The organism is Ruegeria sp. AL11 (assembly GCF_056540865.1).
In genome coordinates, this window is record NZ_JBQFXO010000010.1 from 217,108 (window position 1) to 234,670 (window position 17,563).

Annotated in this window: 17 protein-coding genes; 10 read left to right on the top strand and 7 right to left on the bottom strand. The window is 59.4% G+C overall.

What is annotated here, in order from left to right:
* The first annotated feature begins 3 nt into the window (after positions 1-3).
* From leuC to ACR0IP_RS17270, 5 genes are all read left to right on the top strand, one after another.
* Positions 4-1,407, top strand: a complete 1,404-nt coding sequence (gene leuC / locus ACR0IP_RS17250) for a 3-isopropylmalate dehydratase large subunit (RefSeq protein WP_170379774.1) — start codon at positions 4-6, stop codon at positions 1,405-1,407.
* Between the two features lie 37 nt (positions 1,408-1,444).
* Positions 1,445-1,999, top strand: coding sequence for an HdeD family acid-resistance protein (locus ACR0IP_RS17255; RefSeq protein ID WP_170379776.1), 555 nt, complete (start codon positions 1,445-1,447; stop codon positions 1,997-1,999).
* 42 nt (positions 2,000-2,041) lie between these two features.
* Positions 2,042-2,647, top strand: a complete 606-nt coding sequence (gene leuD, locus ACR0IP_RS17260; RefSeq protein WP_170472726.1) for a 3-isopropylmalate dehydratase small subunit — start codon at positions 2,042-2,044, stop codon at positions 2,645-2,647.
* Positions 2,648-2,980: 333 nt separating this feature from the next.
* Positions 2,981-3,811 carry a hypothetical protein gene (locus ACR0IP_RS17265; RefSeq protein WP_480526905.1) on the top strand — a complete coding sequence of 277 codons (831 nt, stop codon included), beginning with the start codon at positions 2,981-2,983 and terminating at the stop codon, positions 3,809-3,811.
* Positions 3,808-4,836: an endonuclease/exonuclease/phosphatase family protein gene (locus tag ACR0IP_RS17270; protein WP_480526907.1), complete on the top strand. Its 1,029-nt coding sequence runs from the start codon at positions 3,808-3,810 to the stop codon at positions 4,834-4,836. Before ACR0IP_RS17265 ends, ACR0IP_RS17270 begins: the two co-directional genes overlap by 4 nt.
* 5 nt (positions 4,837-4,841) lie before the next feature.
* Here ACR0IP_RS17270 and ACR0IP_RS17275 read toward each other — a convergent pair whose 3' ends face one another.
* Positions 4,842-5,369 (bottom strand): redoxin domain-containing protein, encoded by a 528-nt coding sequence (locus tag ACR0IP_RS17275; RefSeq protein WP_480526909.1) that lies wholly within the window; start codon positions 5,367-5,369, stop codon positions 4,842-4,844.
* Positions 5,370-5,460: 91 nt separating this feature from the next.
* Between ACR0IP_RS17275 and leuB the strand changes: the two genes are divergently transcribed.
* Positions 5,461-6,564 carry a 3-isopropylmalate dehydrogenase gene (leuB, locus tag ACR0IP_RS17280; protein ID WP_170379785.1) on the top strand — a complete coding sequence of 368 codons (1,104 nt, stop codon included), beginning with the start codon at positions 5,461-5,463 and terminating at the stop codon, positions 6,562-6,564.
* 72 nt (positions 6,565-6,636) lie between these two features.
* Here leuB and ACR0IP_RS17285 read toward each other — a convergent pair whose 3' ends face one another.
* Positions 6,637-8,823, bottom strand: coding sequence for a PBP1A family penicillin-binding protein (locus tag ACR0IP_RS17285; protein WP_170767970.1), 2,187 nt, complete (start codon positions 8,821-8,823; stop codon positions 6,637-6,639).
* A 260-nt stretch (positions 8,824-9,083) separates the two neighbouring features.
* Between ACR0IP_RS17285 and ACR0IP_RS17290 the strand changes: the two genes are divergently transcribed.
* The 3 genes from ACR0IP_RS17290 (at position 9,084) to ACR0IP_RS17300 (ending at position 11,293) form a co-directional block, all read left to right on the top strand.
* Entirely contained in the window at positions 9,084-9,422 is a 339-nt protein-coding gene (locus tag ACR0IP_RS17290) for a P-II family nitrogen regulator (protein WP_170379789.1), read from the top strand.
* 34 nt (positions 9,423-9,456) lie between these two features.
* Positions 9,457-10,770, top strand: a complete 1,314-nt coding sequence (locus ACR0IP_RS17295; protein WP_170555187.1) for an ammonium transporter — start codon at positions 9,457-9,459, stop codon at positions 10,768-10,770.
* Positions 10,771-10,927: 157 nt separating this feature from the next.
* Positions 10,928-11,293 carry a SpoIIAA family protein gene (locus tag ACR0IP_RS17300; RefSeq protein ID WP_480526912.1) on the top strand — a complete coding sequence of 122 codons (366 nt, stop codon included), beginning with the start codon at positions 10,928-10,930 and terminating at the stop codon, positions 11,291-11,293.
* Between the two features lie 56 nt (positions 11,294-11,349).
* On the opposite strand, the gene ACR0IP_RS17305 is transcribed toward ACR0IP_RS17300, so the two are convergent.
* From ACR0IP_RS17305 to ACR0IP_RS17320, 4 genes are all read right to left on the bottom strand, one after another.
* Entirely contained in the window at positions 11,350-12,534 is a 1,185-nt protein-coding gene (locus tag ACR0IP_RS17305; RefSeq protein ID WP_170661721.1) for an amino acid aminotransferase, read from the bottom strand.
* Positions 12,534-13,388 carry a 3-mercaptopyruvate sulfurtransferase gene (gene sseA, locus ACR0IP_RS17310; protein WP_170379797.1) on the bottom strand — a complete coding sequence of 285 codons (855 nt, stop codon included), beginning with the start codon at positions 13,386-13,388 and terminating at the stop codon, positions 12,534-12,536. The genes ACR0IP_RS17305 and sseA overlap by 1 nt, the downstream gene beginning before the upstream one ends.
* Before the next feature lie 70 nt (positions 13,389-13,458).
* Positions 13,459-13,731: a CBU_0592 family membrane protein gene (locus tag ACR0IP_RS17315; protein ID WP_170379799.1), complete on the bottom strand. Its 273-nt coding sequence runs from the start codon at positions 13,729-13,731 to the stop codon at positions 13,459-13,461.
* Positions 13,732-13,755: 24 nt separating this feature from the next.
* Entirely contained in the window at positions 13,756-14,310 is a 555-nt protein-coding gene (locus tag ACR0IP_RS17320) for a helix-turn-helix domain-containing protein (RefSeq protein ID WP_419740649.1), read from the bottom strand.
* 106 nt (positions 14,311-14,416) lie between these two features.
* On the opposite strand from ACR0IP_RS17320, the gene ilvD reads away from it, so the two are divergent.
* The gene (gene ilvD / locus ACR0IP_RS17325; protein WP_170661719.1) at positions 14,417-16,249 is read left to right on the top strand and encodes a dihydroxy-acid dehydratase; all 1,833 of its coding nucleotides are present in this window, start codon (positions 14,417-14,419) and stop codon (positions 16,247-16,249) included.
* A gap of 411 nt (positions 16,250-16,660) precedes the next feature.
* Here ilvD and ACR0IP_RS17330 read toward each other — a convergent pair whose 3' ends face one another.
* Positions 16,661-17,479 carry a sulfotransferase family protein gene (locus tag ACR0IP_RS17330; protein ID WP_170692414.1) on the bottom strand — a complete coding sequence of 273 codons (819 nt, stop codon included), beginning with the start codon at positions 17,477-17,479 and terminating at the stop codon, positions 16,661-16,663.
* Between the last annotated feature and the right edge of the window lie 84 nt (positions 17,480-17,563).

The following is a 17,563-nucleotide window of genomic DNA, read 5'->3' on the forward strand; positions in this document are numbered from 1 at the left end:
CCGATGTCCCCCAAAACACTCTATGACAAGATCTGGGATGCCCATGTCGCGCATGAAGCCGATGATGGCACCTGCCTGCTTTATATCGACCGCCACCTGGTTCACGAAGTGACCAGCCCGCAGGCGTTCGAAGGCCTGCGCATGGCAGGCCGCAAGGTGCGCGCACCGGAAAAGACGATTGCCGTGCCGGACCACAACGTTCCGACCACTCCGGATCGTGTGAACGGGATCGAAAACCCCGAATCGCGCATTCAGGTCGAGGCTCTGGACAAGAACGCCAAGGACTTTGGCATTCACTACTACCCGGTGCATGACGTCCGTCAGGGCATCGTCCACATCGTCGGGCCAGAACAAGGCTGGACCCTGCCCGGCATGACCGTTGTTTGCGGCGACAGCCACACCGCCACGCACGGCGCGTTTGGCGCGCTGGCCCACGGCATCGGGACGTCCGAGGTTGAGCACGTTCTGGCCACCCAGACCCTGATCCAGAAGAAATCCAAGAACATGAAGGTCGAGATCACCGGCAAATTGCAGCCGGGCGTGACCGCCAAGGATATCACTCTTGCCGTGATCGGTGAGACCGGCACTGCTGGCGGCACCGGCTATGTCATCGAGTATTGCGGCGAAGCGATCCGCGATCTGTCGATGGAGGGCCGTATGACCGTCTGCAACATGGCGATCGAAGGCGGCGCGCGTGCTGGCCTGATCGCGCCGGACGAAACCACGTTTGAATATGTCAAAGGCCGCCCGCATGCTCCGAAAGGCGCTCAGTGGGAAGCGGCGCTTGACTGGTGGAAAACGCTATACACCGACGAAGGCGCGCATTTCGACAAGGTCATCACGCTGCGCGGCGAAGATATCGCCCCGGTCGTCACATGGGGCACCAGCCCCGAGGATGTGCTGCCGATCACCGCAACTGTTCCGCACCCTGAAGATTTCGAGGGCGGTAAGGTCGACGCGGCCCGCCGTTCGATCGAATACATGGGTCTGGAAGCCGGTCAGAAGCTGAGCGATGTCGAGGTCGACACCGTCTTTATCGGATCCTGCACCAACGGTCGTATCGAAGATCTGCGCGCCGCCGCGGAAATTCTGAAGGGCAAGAAGATCAAGGACGGCATGCGCGCCATGGTCGTGCCGGGTTCCGGTCTTGTCCGCGCGCAGGCTGAAGAAGAAGGCCTTGCCGAGATTTTCAAAGAGGCCGGTTTCGAATGGCGTCTGGCGGGATGCTCGATGTGCCTGGCGATGAACCCCGACCAGCTGCAACCGGGCGAGCGCTGTGCCGCGACTTCGAACCGCAATTTCGAAGGCCGTCAGGGGCGTGGTGGGCGGACTCACCTGCTGAGCCCGGCAATGGCTGCCGCTGCGGCAATCACAGGACGGCTGACAGACGTCCGTGAATTGATGTAAGGTCCCCTCATATCTAGATATTTGAGGGATTGAACAAATGAGTGACTGGATCAAATGGCTCCTGCTGGGGCTCCTATCCATAGCGTTCGGTATCTTTGTGCTGGGCGCACCTGTCGTGGCATCTGTCGCCGTGACGGTGGTAACCGGCGTGTTGCTGCTGATCTCGGGCGTGCTGCAGGTCGTTGGCGGCTTCACGGTTGAAGGCGTTGGCAACAAAATCCTGTCACTCATCATGGGTGCGGTCATGCTGTTTCTGGGCTGGTCCTTTCTGGATCACCCGTTGCAGGGCACGCTGACGCTGGCGACTGTGATGCTGATCCTGTTCATGGCAGGCGGCATCGCGCGGATCATTCTGTCGTTCCAGATGAAGGGAACTCAGTTTTTCTGGCCCACGATGATCTCGGGCATCTTGTCGATCGTCCTCGCAGGCATCATCTGGAGCTATGTCGGGCAGCAACCGCAGGCTCTGCTGAGCATTCTGGGGATCTTCCTGGGCATCGAGATGCTGTTTAACGGGTTCGGATTGGTCTTCATGGCGTTCTTCGTCAAGAACGCACCCAAAGACGAAACAACTGAAGCGAAAGAAGCTTAAACGCGAGGCACGGGCGCGGCCCTACCCCGCAGGAGTGTAGACATGGAAAAGTTTGACAAAGTCCACGGGGTGGCCGCCCCAATGCCGCTGATCAATATCGACACCGATATGATCATCCCCAAAGTACACTTGAAGACCATCAAACGATCCGGCCTTGGCGTCGTTCTGTTTGACGAGATGCGCTATCACGACGACGGGCAGGAAAACGAAGAGTTCGTTCTGAACAAACCTGCCTATCGCGAGGCCGAGATTCTGGTGGCCGGCGACAATTTCGGCTGCGGCTCCTCGCGCGAACACGCACCTTGGGCGATCAAGGATTTCGGCATCAAAGTCGTGATCTCGACCAGCTTCGCCGACATCTTCTTCAACAACTGCTTCAAGAACGGCATCCTGCCCATCGTAGTCGAAGAAGAGCATCACGCGGTACTGATGGATGACGCGCACAAGGGCGAAAACGCCCGCATGACCGTGCATCTGGAAGATCAAAAGATCACCACTTCAGACGGTGTTGAGATTACCTTCGACATCGACCCGCACCGCAAGCACTGCCTGCTGAACGGTCTGGACGATATCGGCCTGACGATGGAAAAAGACCATCACATCGACAAATTCGAAGATCACGCCGGTCAGGCCCGTCCCTGGGTGTGATTCTGGGGACGAATCTGTTGGTACTCAACCTAACGGAGTCGCCAAGGCGGCTCCGTTCGCATTCTTGGGGTTGAAAATCCGAGAACCACAACATGTAGGTCTCAAATTGAGATACACGTCGGATTTGCGTCGAAATTGATGCAATCCCGCACCAGTTGCGCCATCATTTTGCCCGAAATCACGTGTTATCTGCACCCTGGCTTGAGCGAATTACCGCTTATCGTCCATGTTGGGCCGAAAGAGGTATCCGTCATAAAACGCAGGCGACGGGCGCAAGTTGGAATGAAGCCGACATAGAATTGGCTGGTTCCGGTTTGAAAAAGGGTTCGGATAGTGATTGCACGCACGACAGGGGCGGCGATACGTGGGATTTTGGTCGCCGTTATGGTGTTAACCCCCGCGTTGTACCTGCCAGTTTCATCTACGAACGGGACCGAGGTCATTGTCTTCCTCGCGATCCTCGCGTTCATCCTGACCTTTGCCGAATATAACTCGGCCTTCCCCAGCTTTATCGAATTCCGTGATGCGCCGCCGGTGAACCGTTTGCGCTTCGTTGGCCTGATGTCGATGGTCACGTTCCTGACGCTGATCTGCAAAAACGCCTATGCGCCGACTGAAATGACCCGCTTTTCCTACGCGATGGGCTTGTCCGTCGCGAATGTGGTGGATTTCCCCTACTCGCCGGTTCGGCTGATTGTATTGATGCTGCCCGCAGACGCTTCCCAGCCGCTGGTTGAGCTTGTTCGTGTCGCTGCCAGCATCGCCTACATGGCAGCATTGGTGACCATCGCAAGCTTCGCCTATGCTGTGAAACTGCGCGGCTGGCCGACCGGAAACGGGGCGTTCAATGTGTGGACAAACCTGCCTCTGTTCGACCCGACCAAGGGCGGAGACGTGGTTACACGCCTGCAGCGCGATGGGCGCCTGAACATCTGCATCGGCATCCTGTTGCCCTTCCTGATCCCGGCAGTGATGAAGCTGCTGACAAATATCTTGCTCCCGATCTCGCTGAGCAACCCTCAGACCCTGATCTGGACCATGTGCGCCTGGGCCTTCCTGCCCGCAAGCATGATCATGCGCGGCATGGCAACCCTTCGGATTGCCGGGCTGATCGTCGAAAAACGCCGCGCCTATTCCACGACCGAGTCCACTCAGACCGCATGATCCGTGCCCTGATCCTGCTGTTGCTGCCTCTGGCAGCACAGGCAGAGACCGTGCGCGTTGCCACCTATAACACCGAACTCAGCCGCAAAGGCCCCGGGTTGCTGCTGCGCGATATTCAGCGAGATGACGATCAGGTTCAGGCCGTCGTTGACGTCTTGGTGGCCGTCCAGCCCGACATTCTGGCGTTGCAGGGGATCGATTGGGATTTGGGTGGCCAGGCGCTGGCCGCTTTGATCGACGAGCTGCGCGCGGCCGGTCTGGACTATCCACATCATTTTGCCGCGCAGCCCAATACCGGGATAGACAGCGGGCTGGACCTGGATGGAGACGAGCGCACCCAAGGACCGGGCGACTCGCAGGGTTGGGGCTTGTTTACGGGTCATGGTGGGCTGGCCGTTCTGTCCCGGTATGATATCGCACAGGACGAGACGCAGGATTTTGCGCCTCTGTTGTGGTCCGAACTTCCAGGTGCTGAACTGCCGGTCGTGAATGGCGCGCCCTACCCGTCAGCGCAGGCGCAAGCGGCGCAGAGGCTGTCCTCCACTGGGCATTGGGTGGTTCCCGTCACCACGCCTTTTGGTCATCTGAATCTGATGACCTTTCACGCCACTCCGCCGGTCTTCGACGGGCCAGAGGACCGCAACGGCCTGCGCAATCGCGATGAGATCCGGTTCTGGTCCCTGCTGCTGGACGGGCGGCTTGGCCCCGTTCCGAACGGCCCTTTTGTTATCGCAGGCGACGCCAATCTGGACCCAGGCAAGAGCGACGGACGCACCGAGACTATCGCCGCGCTTATCTCCGATCCGCGTCTGCAGGACCCACAGCCCAAGACCGCAGAGGGCGACGCCGCAACAGTTAACTGGAAGGCCGTCGGAGAGCTGAGGGTGGACTATGTCCTGCCCTCAGCAGACCTGCAGGTTGTTAACTCGGGCGTATTCTGGCCCAACCCTGAGGACCCGATGCGCGAGACCGCGCAGCGCGCCAGCCGTCACCGGGTGGTGTGGGTCGATGTCGCGTTGCCATAAAAGGCCTAGAGCGGGCCGGTATAGGTACCACGCGCAGGATAGTTGTTTCCGAGGGTGAATTTCAGACCACTAACAATGTCCGCCATGGCCGGACGTCCAAATGGCGTTGTCTGCTGCCACGCGTAGTACAGCGTCCGGTCCGTAGCGATATAGAAATGCCCCGGCTCGGCAAAGAAAGCGGGCTCGGCACTGCCTTCACGCGCGGTTGAGATGTTCAGGCCCCAATCCTCACGCGCGGCGGCCAGAGGCAGGCTGTGCCCAACACGCAGGCGCGATACACCGGCCTTTTCAGCGGCCTCAGCCGCGCGGTCGGCGGTATCTGTGGTGATCATGATGACCTCGACGCCCAGCGTGGCAAAATCATCCAGCGCCGCTTCGACCTCGGTCATCTGCTTGATGCAGATCGGGCAATGCAGGCCGCGATACTGGATCACCAGCGTTCCGTTTTCGCCTTTGTCGGCCTCAAGATCGAACACCCCGTGCCCGACTGTTTCAATTTTTAGGCCTGGGACGGGATTTCCCGGTATCAACATGTATTTTCCTCGTGATTCATCCGGATCGTCTCATTGACCCGGTGCGGCGCAGACGCTAGGCCCTTTGCGACAAAACGCAAGGAGACTGTCGATGTCCAACCCCTCGCTCCTCATCCTGCCCGGAGACGGAATTGGCCCGGAAGTTATGGCCGAAGTGCGCAGAATCATCTCATGGTTCGACACCAATCGCGGCCTTCACTTTGACGTGAGCGAGGATCTGGTCGGCGGTGCGGCCTATGACGCCCATGGCAAACCCCTGTCGGATGAGACCATGGCCAAAGCCCAAGAGGTAGACGCGGTTCTGCTGGGCGCTGTTGGAGGCCCGAAATACGACGATCTGGACTTCAGCCTGAAGCCCGAACGTGGCTTGCTGCGCCTGCGCAAGGAGATGGACCTCTATTCCAACCTGCGCCCGGCCCAGTGCTTTGACGCGCTGGCGGATTTCTCGTCGCTGAAAACCGATGTTGTAGCCGGTCTGGATATCATGATCGTGCGCGAGCTGACCTCGGGCATCTATTTCGGCGAGCCGCGCGGCATCTTCGAGGAAGGCAATGAGCGTGTGGGCGTCAACACCCAGCGCTATACCGAATCTGAGATCGAACGCGCTGCGCGCTCGGCCTTTGAACTGGCGATGCGCCGGAACAAAAAGCTGTGCTCGATGGAAAAGGCCAATGTCATGGAATCGGGCATTCTGTGGCGCGAAGTGGTGAACGAGGTCGCCAAGGATTACCCCGAGGTCGAAGTCACCCACATGTATGCCGACAACGGCGCGATGCAGCTCGTGCGCGCGCCCAAACAGTTCGACGTGATCGTGACCGACAACCTGTTCGGCGACATCCTGTCGGATTGCGCTGCAATGCTGACCGGATCGCTGGGCATGCTGCCTTCGGCGTCCTTGGGCGCCCCGATGGAGAATGGCCGCCCGAAGGCGATGTACGAGCCGGTCCACGGCTCGGCCCCGGATATCGCGGGCGAAGGCAAAGCCAACCCGATCGCCTGTATCCTCAGCTTTGCCATGGCGCTGCGCTACAGCTTTGATCAAGGGGCCGAGGCCGACCGTCTGGAAGCCGCGATTGAGAAAGTGCTGGCCGACGGCGTTCGCACCGCAGACCTGCTGGCCGATGAAGGCGTGACCCCGGTTTCGACGTCGGAAATGGGCGATGCAATCCTGGCCGCGCTGGACGCCAGCGTCTGATCCTCAATCCGTTTGAATTGAAAAAGGCGGCACCTAGTGTGCCGCCTTTTTTTGTGTTTGGACCGCGACGTGTTAGTTCCCGCCGAAGATATCCCGGATCAGGTTGTTGATGGCGCGTTCAAACCCTCCGCCCTGTTTGCGGCGGGGCTGAGGTTGCGCGACCTGCACAGGCGGTTCTGGCGCGATCATCGGCAGAGGCGTGGGCGTCATCCCTTCGGTGACTCGCAGCATCGTTTCTTTCCAGATCTCGGCGGGCAGCCCACCTCCGGTAACACCGGACAGGGGCGTGTTGTCGTCATAGCCCATCCAGACACCGGCCACGTAGTCGGCTGTGAACCCGATGAACCACGCATCCCGCGCTGCCTGCGTCGTTCCGGTCTTGCCTGCCACCTGCCATCCCGGCAGCTGGGCGCGGCCACCTGTGCCCTCGGACACGACGCGCTCCATCATCCAGATCAGTTCCTTGGCGGCTTTGTCATTGATCACCCGCTCACCAATCCCCGTGGTCGTCACCATCACCGGGGTTTCATCGCCCAGCAGTTTCAACTCGGTCAGGCCGTAGGGTTCAACCGACGAGCCGCCGTTCAGAATACCCGCATAGGCGCCCGTCATCTCGATCAGCGTGCTTTCCGACGCGCCCAGCGCCAGCGCGGGGCCTTGCGCCAGATCGCTGGCGATCCCGAAACCGGTGGCGACCGTACGCACATTATCGAGGCCCGAAATCTCGGCGACTTTCACCGCCGGGATGTTCAGAGAGTTCTTGAGCGCGTCGGCAAGCGTGACCTGCCCGTAGTATTTGTTGGTGTAGTTCTTGGGGCACCATTGACCCGATCCGGGGATGTTCACGCAGTAAGGCTCATCCATCACCGTGTCATAGGGCGAATACCCAAGCTCCAACGCAGTAGCGTAGACAAAAGGCTTGAACGACGACCCGGTCTGCCGCAGCGCCTGCGTCGCGCGGTTGAACGCACCCGAGACGCGGGTTTTGCGGCCACCGACCATGGCGCGCACCGCCCCATCCGCCGACATCACGACAATCGCGGCCTGCGCTTTGGATCCTTCCCGGACCTTCTCCTGAAAGATGAACTGCAGCGCCTCTTCCGCCGAGGTCTGGATGCGCGGATCCAATGTTGTACGGATCACCACATCCTCGGTGGTATTGCGGGTGAAGAACTCTGGCCCGCTGGCCATGACCCAATCGGCGAAATAACCGCCTGCACGGGCAGCGGCGGCCTCAGACAGTTGCGCAGGACGGGCACGCGCTTCACTGGCCTGTGCGCCGGACAGGTATCCCTGCGCCTCCATCAGCCCGACTACAAGTCGCGCGCGATCCTGCGAGCGTTGCAGGTTGTTCGTCGGCGCATAGCGCGATGGGGCCACCAGAAGACCGGCCAGCATCGCGGCTTCGGCCGGAGAGACCTCGGCGGCGGATTTTCCGAAATAGCGCTGGCTGGCCGCCTCGAACCCGCGCGCACCGGCACCAAGGAACGCGCGGTTCAGGTAGATCGTCAGGATTTCGTCCTTCGAGTATTTCACCTCCATCGCCAGGGCATAGATTGCCTCTTTCCCTTTGCGCCACAGCGAACCCTGACGGCAATCCGCTTCATAGGCGGCCTCCGACTCCCACGCGGCGGGATCGTAAGGCACACCCAGACACAGCAGCTTGGCGGTCTGCTGCGTAATGGTTGAGCCACCATGGCCTGAGAGCGGGCCGCGCCCTTCGCTCAGGTTGATGCGAACCGCGCTGGCCACACCGCGCGGGCTGACGCCGAAATGGCGGTAGAACCGTTTATCCTCGGTCGCGATGACGGCGTTCTTGAGGTGGGGTGAAACGGTATCGGCGGTGATCACCCCGCCAAACTGGTCCCCGCGCCAGGCAAAGACCTTGCCATCGCGGTCCAACATCGTGACCGAGCCGCGTGCGCGACCATCCAGCAAGGCATCGACATCGGGCAGCGAGGTATAGACCACGCCCACCGCCAGCGCGATCAGCATGGCGACCACGGCCCCAACGCGCCATGTCACGCCCCAGACCAGCCTCCAGATCCAGCGGAACAGACGACGGAAAAACCCACCGCCATTGCCGCCCGACCGCTTGCGCGTTTTCTTCCGTGCCGTCTTGCGGGTCGTGGTTTTTCGGGCGGTCGACTTCTTGCCCGCAGGCTTGGCAGCCCGCTTGGTCGTCGAAGGTTTGCGCGCCTTCGAAGGGTATCTTTTATCCGCGACCAGTGTCGGTTTGCGGCGCTTGGACTCAGACATGCTCAAACTCTGCCCGTTTATACTTTTGCCTCACCATACCCTGACGTCCCGCCTATGTTGAGGTCCGATTTTCCGGAACTGCCCTTCCCATTTTCGCCTATTTTTTAATCACTAAGCACTATTTGTGCAAAAATTGTGCAATATTGCGTCATTTTCAACCGGCTTCACGTCGGGGAATCGTTCCTTAACGCCCCGACACGCGCTCTTTTTCTGCACGTGCAAACAAGCCGGCCCGATCCGGAGTAGTAGAGGGGACAGACGTGAAACTGATCATTGCGACAATCAAGCCGTTCAAGCTCGAGGAGGTGCGCGAGGCACTGACCGAAGCGGGCGTACGCGGCATGATGGTGACCGAAATCAAGGGCTTCGGCTCGCAATCCGGTCACACCGAAATCTACCGTGGCGCGGAATACGCCGTGAACTTCGTACCCAAGATCAAACTCGAGATCGTGGTACCTGCAACGATGGCCGATCAGATCGTTGAGACCATCACCAACACCGCCAAGACCGGCAAGATCGGTGACGGCAAGATTTTCGTCCTCGATGTCGAGCAGGCCATGCGCGTGCGGACTGGGGAAACGAACGAAGAGGCGCTGTAAGGCGCCCACACTCACTATCATTCGAGGACTGACTATGAACCTGATGAAATCTCTCATCCCTGCTGCCGCGATTGTCGCGCTGCCGCAGATGGGTCTGGCGCAAGAGGCTGCCGCCGAAGGCGAAGCTGCGCTGCACACCCAGTATATCTTCACCACCCTGCTGTTCCTGATGGCGGGCTTCCTGGTCTTCTTCATGGCGGCAGGCTTTGCCATGCTGGAAGGCGGTCTGGTGCGTTCCAAGAACGTGGCCATGCAGATGATCAAGAACGTGGCGCTTTTTTCCATTGCCGCAATCATGTACTGGCTGGTTGGCTTCAACACGATGTACCCGGGCGACTTCAACGGCTTCTTTGCCATTGGCGGCCCAACCGTGCTGGATCCGGTTGGTGTTGACCCTGCTGAGGCTGCTTTGGACTATGCCTCGATCGGGTCGGACTTCTTCTTCCAGCTGGTCTTTGTGGCTGCAACCGCGTCCATCGTGTCGGGTGCCGTGGCCGAGCGGATCAAGCTGTTCCCCTTCCTGATCTTCGTGGTCGTGCTGACCGGTATCCTGTACCCGATCTCGGGCTCCTGGCAGTGGGGCGGCGGCTGGTTGTCTGAAGCTGGCTTCTCGGATTTCGCTGGTTCGACCGTCGTACACTCGGTCGGTGGCTGGGCAGCTCTGGCAGGCGTGATCGTTCTGGGCCCGCGTATCGGCAAGTACAAGGACGGCAAAGTCCATCCGATGCCCGGTTCGAACCTGGCGCTGGCAACTTTGGGTACGTTCATCCTGTGGCTGGGTTGGTTCGGCTTCAACGGCGGCTCGCAGCTGGCGATGGGCACCGTGGGCGATGTAACGGACGTGTCGCGTATCTTCGCCAACACCAACATGGCAGCTGCATCCGGTGCCGTAACCGCGCTGATCCTGACCCAACTGCTGTACAAAAAGCCTGACCTGACCATGGTGCTGAACGGCGCGCTGGCCGGTCTGGTATCGATCACCGCTGAACCTCTGGCCCCGACCCTGTTCGGCGCACTGTGGATCGGTGCAGTTGGCGGTATCATCGTGGTCTTCACTGTCCCTATGCTGGACAAATTCAAGCTGGACGATGTTGTTGGCGCAATTCCGGTTCACCTGTTCGCAGGTATCTGGGGCACCATCGCCGTCATCTTCTACGGCGAGGCGTCCCTGGGCACCCAGTTGCTGGGTATCGCGGCCTACGGTGTGTTCACCTTTGTTGGCGCACTGATCCTGTGGACCATCCTGAAAGCCATCGTTGGCATCCGCGTCAGCGAAGAGGACGAGATCAACGGCCTCGACATGGCAGAGCTGGGTATGGAAGCTTACCCCGAGTTCTCGAAAGGGTAAGTGCCGCCTACAACACCTTTGAAATGGCTCGGCGCAATGCCGGGCCATTTTGCTTTTGGTTGATCCCTTGCACCCTCAACTCTGGTATATGGCTGAACACTGGACACAGCCGACCAATCAACGGTCGCAAAGACGTACATCAGATCGGGAGAGAGTTATGTACAAGGTGCTGGACCAAAGCGAGGGCAATATCCTCGGCCTAGAAATTGCCGGCAAAATCGACATCACGCAGGAACGTGAGTTGATCGAAAAAGCCGAAGACATACTAAAAGATCACGCCAAGATCAGCGTGCTCGTGGTCGTTGACAAAGGGGTCTCTGCCACATTTGAGGCCGCAATGACTGATCTGAAATGGATCATCAAGAATATGAAAAAACTTGGTAAGCTGGCGATTGTCGCTGACAGCGTGTTCTTGGGTCACCTGGTCGAGATCGACGCGAAATTTGCCGCCAAGCTCGATATCGGTGAAAAGCACTTTACCACCGACGAACTTGATAAAGCCTGGGCTTGGATCAAGTCCTGACCGCCAAAGCAAGAAAGCCGCGAATTTCGCGGCTTTCTTGTTTTCCAAAGGGTGGCTTAGCAGCCCACATCCACGATCGCTTTTGCCAAAATAGGCACTGTGTTTGCGTTCAGACCGGCGATGTTCAGGCGGCTGTCGCCGACCATGTAGATCCCGTGGTCCGCACGCAGTTTCTCAACCAGCTCAGGTGCTGCACCCAGACGTGAGAACATACCGCGGTGTTGGGCGACAAAGCTGAACCGATCCGACCCGGTCAGGCGCTGAAGCTCATCCGCCAGTTGCTGACGCAGGCCCAGCATGGACAGGCGGACTTCTTCCAACTCGGCCTGCCAATCGGCACGCAAGGCGTCATCGGTCAGGATCGTGGTTACAACGCGCGCGCCGTGATCCGGCGGGAACGAGTAGTTCTGGCGATTCAGGAAGGCCAACGTCGATTGGTTCAGCGAGGTCTGCGCCGCGTCATCGCTGATCGCCATCAGAAGGCCGGTACGTTCACGGTACACGCCGAAGTTCTTCGAGCAGGACGCCGCGATCAGGCAGCGCTTGACCGACGATGCCACCAGACGGGTGGCCTGCGCGTCTTCCTCAAGACCGTCACCGAAACCCTGATAGGCGATGTCGATCATCGCCACGAGGCCCAGTTCGTTGATCAGGTTCACAACCTCTTGCCACTGCATCAGGTTCAGGTTCGCGCCGGTGGGGTTGTGGCAGCAACCATGCAGCAGAACCACGTCGCCCGCCTTGGCAGTTTTCAGGTCCTCGATCATGCCATCGAAATCGACGCCACGGGTTTCGCCGTCGAAGTAGCGATACTGGACAGTCTCCATGCCCAGATAATTCAGGATCGACAGGTGGTTCGGCCATGTCGGGTTCGACACGAATACGCGGGCCTCGGGGTTGGCCATGCGGATCATCTCGAACGCCTGACGGCAGGCACCGGTGCCACCCGGGGTCGCAACGGCGGCAATATTAGCGCGCGGTACTGCGTCGCCGAGGATCAGGCCGATCATCGCATCGGCATAGGCCGGATCACCTGCCAGACCGGTATAGGCTTTGGTCTCCTGCTCTTCGAGAATGCGCTTTTCGGCGGCCTTAACGGCGCGCATCACCGGGGTCACGCCCTCGGCATTCTTGTAGACGCCGACGCCCAGATCAATCTTCTGGTCACGCGGGTCTTCACGGTACATCTGCATCAGCGCCAGGATCTTGTCGGCTGGCTGCGGCTTGAGGTTCTCGAACATCAGTTCTCTCCGGTTGCGACAGGCAGGGTTGGGAAGGCGCCCCATTCGGCCCATGACCCGTCATAAAGCGAGTGGTCTTTTTTGCCCATGCGCTCCAGCGCAAGGCTGAGGATCGCTGCTGTCACGCCCGACCCACAGGAGGTGATCGCGGGTTTAGACAGATCCACGCCTGCGGCCTCGAATACGGCGCGGCAATCCTCGGGCGATTTCATCGTGCCGTTCTTGTTCAGCAATTGGCCGAAGGGCACGTTGCGCGATCCCGGGATGTGGCCCGAGCGCAGACCTTCGCGCGGCTCGGCCTCGGTGCCCGCGAAACGGGGGGCAGAGCGGGCGTCGATAATCTCATGATCGGCCAGCTTGGCGGCCGCCGAGACCTGGGTCACATCCCGCACCAGATGGTTCTGCACCCGCACCGTCATATGGCGATCCCGGATAACGGGTGGCAGGTCTTCGACTTCGCGCCCCTCGGCCTGCCATTTCGGTAGACCACCATCAAGAACGGCGACATTCTCTTGCCCCATCAGCCGGAACAGCCACCAGACACGCGCGGCCGACATCAGCCCGGCCCCGTCATAGACTACCACCTGATGACCATCGCCCACTCCCATAGCGCGCAGGCGCGACATGAATTTCTCGACCGGTGGGGCCATATGCGGCAGGTCCGAACGGTGGTCTGAAATGTCATCGATATCGAAGAACCGGGCGCCGGGGATATGTGCCGCGTCATATTCCGCCTTGGCATCACGGTTCTGCGCAGGCAGGTACCACGATCCATCCAGGATTCGCAGATCCGGGTCCTTCAGATGGGCGGCAAGCCAGTCGGTAGAAACGAGGGTTTTGGGATCGTCTTGCATCAAAGCCTCCCCTTTGCGCGGTTGGGTTTTCCCTATACGCGCAAAGGGCCGTATTCAAGCCGGGTTAGCGCTATTCCGCGCGCCGTTTCAGCCGGAAATACTGAATTATCCCGATCACGCTGATGACAATCCAAAACCCCTCGATCAGCATCGAGGCCAGATTGAAGTTATGCAGCAGAGAGTAGGCGATCAGCACCGACCCCAGCAGATTGATCACCGGAAAGGCCAGATCGTCGGAATTCATCATCCGCATCTGCGTTGCAAAATAGGCCGCGACCACGACAAGTGCGCCAGCTGATCCCACGGCATCCACGATAGTCAGGCTGTTCAGCACGTCCGTCATTGCAAATTATCCTGAAAGGCCGGGCTACCCGACCGAGGCCAACTCGGCCGGTTGAAAATAGTGATGCATGTTCAGAAAGGCTGCCCCATCTGGCCCAGCGCGATAGCCATGCGGCAGATCGGCGGCAAAGCGCAGTCCCTCACCGGCTTTGAGGGCGACCCATTTGCCATCCTGCAAAACTTCAAGCGCGCCGTTCAGCACAAAGACCTCCTCGGTCACCCCGGCGGCGTGGGCCGGGGATTCGTGGCTTTGATTGGCGGCCAGTTCGACATGGAAGGTCTCGGCCCCAAGGGCGGGATCGAAGGGAAAGACGATCTTGACCTGAATGCTGCCCGGAAAGGTCACGGTCCGGAACACGCCCCGCGCACGCGCGTCCGAAGTCCCGATCAAGGCGCTCAGTGGAACCTGAAATCCCTTGGCGATTTTCCACAGGGTCGCGATTGTGGGGCTTGATTCGCCACGCTCGATCTGGCCCAGCATGGCTTTGCTGACACCCGTCAACTCGGCCACTTTGGACAGGCTTAGGCCCGACGCCGCCCGCACTTCTTTTAGTTTCAGCGTAATTTCGTCCGATTCCATATCCGCGCCCAACGATTTGTCTTGTGCGTTATAACGCACATGTGGTACGTGCGCTATAACGTACGCACCCCGCATATCGCAACCGGGGCAAAAGGGAAACAGCATCATGCCAATGTACCGATCCAGAACTTCTACCCATGGCCGCAACATGGCCGGTGCGCGCGGCTTGTGGCGCGCCACCGGTATGCAGGATGACGATTTCGGCAAACCGATCATCGCCATCGTCAACTCGTTCACCCAATTCGTGCCCGGCCACGTTCACCTGAAAGACCTGGGCCAGATGGTTGCGCGCGAGGTTGAGGCCGCTGGCGGCGTCGCCAAAGAGTTCAACACCATCGCGGTAGATGACGGCATCGCCATGGGCCATGACGGCATGCTTTATTCGCTGCCCTCGCGCGAGGTGATCGCGGATTCGGTCGAATACATGGTCAACGCGCACTGTGCCGACGCGATGGTCTGCATCTCGAACTGCGACAAGATCACCCCCGGCATGCTGATGGCCGCGATGCGCCTGAACATCCCTGCGATCTTCGTCTCGGGCGGTCCGATGGAGGCCGGCAAGATCGACATCGCCGATCTGGACGTGAAGAAGATCGACTTGGTCGACGCGATGGTTGCCGCAGCGGATGACAAGTACACCGACGAACAGGTCAAACATATCGAGGAAAACGCCTGCCCCACCTGTGGCTCCTGCTCGGGCATGTTCACCGCGAACTCGATGAACTGTCTGGCTGAGGCGCTGGGTCTGGCCCTGCCGGGCAATGGCTCGACTCTGGCAACCCATTCAGACCGCAAAGAGCTGTTCCTTGAAGCCGGTCGCCGCATCGTCGAGATCACCAAACGGCACTACGATCTGGACGAGAAGGGCTTCCTGCCCCGCGAAATCGCCACCTTTGATGCGTTCGAGAACGCGATGTCGCTGGATATCGCCATGGGTGGATCGACCAACACTGTTCTGCACCTGCTGGCCATTGCCTATGAGGGCGGCGTCGATTTCAACATGTCCGACATGGACCGCCTCAGCCGCAATGTGCCGTGTCTGTGCAAGGTCGCGCCCAACACCGAGAACGTGCATATGGAGGACGTCCACCGCGCAGGCGGCATCTTCTCGATCCTCGGAGAGTTGAGCCGCGCCGGGCTTCTGCACGAAGACTGCAGCACCGTGCATTCAGCTACCATGGGCGAGGCGATTGCCAATTGGGACATCAAGGTTGCCAACAACCCGAAGGCGCAAGAGCTGTTCAAAGCGGCCCCCGGCGGGGTCCGCACCACGCAGGCCTTCAGCCAGTCAAACCGTTACAAAGCGCTGGACACCGACCGCGAAGGTGGCGTCATCCGCTCCAAGGAGCACGCCTTCAGTCAGGACGGTGGTCTTGCGGTTCTGTTCGGAAATATCGCCCGTGACGGTTGTATAGTGAAAACCGCGGGTGTGGATGAGAACATCCTCAAATTCACCGGTACGGCCTATGTCTGCGAAAGCCAGGATCAGGCGGTCAGCGACATCCTGACCGGCAAGGTGAAAGAGGGCGATGTGGTGGTTATCCGCTATGAAGGTCCGCGCGGCGGGCCGGGCATGCAGGAGATGCTGTACCCGACCTCGTACCTAAAATCCAAAGGTCTGGGCAAAGCATGCGCCCTGTTGACTGACGGTCGTTTCTCGGGCGGCACATCGGGCCTGTCGATTGGTCACGTCTCGCCTGAGGCGGCTGAAGGTGGCGTCATCGGCTTGGTGCAGACCGGCGACAAGATCGAAATCGACATCCCTGCCCGCTCGATCCATCTGTCGGTCTCGGATGAGGATCTGGCCGAACGGCGCAAGGTTCAGGACGAAAAAGGCTGGGCCCCAGCAGCGCCGCGCAAACGCAAAGTGTCCACTGCGCTGAAGGCTTATGCAAAGCTGACCACTAGCGCAGCAAAGGGAGCCGTGCGAGAGCTGTAACGCCTTCGGGAGCGAAATCCAAAGGCCCCACCCGCCCAGCGGATGGGGCCTTTTTTTGGGGCGGATGGAGCAATCCTACTGTCGGACTGTCCTCTTCGGTACACACTCATGCGACCGACACGTCTTGAGGCCCATCCATACTACAGAAACTGGCCGTCAGTTCATCGCCCACGAACGGAACGTCGAGGGACCCCCGACTCCCATTTAGCTGGGAATCGATACCTCACCGACCAATGGCACAATCCCAAACGCTCCCGCGCCCGATCCGTGCCATCGGCTACGCCGATACTCCGTTTTCGGACTTGGGCCCGGCGCCACGCAAAGCGTAGCGCCGGGCCCAACCAGAGGAGATGTCTCCTAAGAGACATTGACGATGGGCGGGAGCATTCCCTTGCCTCAAATCAGCCAGGGTTACGATCCGAGTTTCGCGTGGATTTCATCCAAGTCGATCTCACCCACCGGCATCTTGTTTGCCGGGTTCTCGAAATCGTATTTGAACAGCTCGAAATCCTGTTTGTAGATCTCATAGACCAGATGCATCGAAAGATCGTCGAAATAGTCCTCGACAGGGTGAGCGCGCTTGGGCCCGTGGCCTTCGGATTCATTGAACCTTGGGATCTCAGATAGGGTCACGGGATGCGCGGTCTCGATATGGTTCAAAACATCCTGCATTCCGTCGTTGAACTTCTCAGTCCAGAAAATGTTGTCATAGCGCCCGCCATTAACCACAAAGGTCGACACATGCCCCGACATGGCCGACCAGTGGATATCCGGGTCCATCGGCCTGCGCCACCGGATCGTATCCCGCGCAAACAGAAGGAAGCGGCGGAAACTGGCGATCTGGTCGAACTCACCCTTTCCATCGTCGCCGCCAACCTCGATACCGTAGTTATAAACCAGCGTCGGCACCAGCTTGCCTCGGTACCGCTTGCCGTTGCGCTGAATACCGCAGATCTTGTCGAAGAAAGAGCTGAGGATCCGCGTATAGGGATTGCGCACACAGGTGAACGCATAAGACCCGTGATTGCGCACATTAGCCGAGATCGTGCCCTGGCTGTGGTCAAAGGCCCATTTATGCATCCCGTCCTTGGCATCATGAATGTCGCCATCAAAAAACCGGCCATGATCGGAATAATACATGATCTGGCCAATGGTCGAGCAGGCACATTTCGGCACAACACGGTACACCATGCTTTCGCTTTCGGTCATCCAGGTGCCGGGGAACCCCATCTGCTATGCCTCCTCAAAATCTCGGAACTTGTTACGCGCAAGTCGTTTTACAAGCAAAGAACCAAAACTATTCGGTTTATTCAA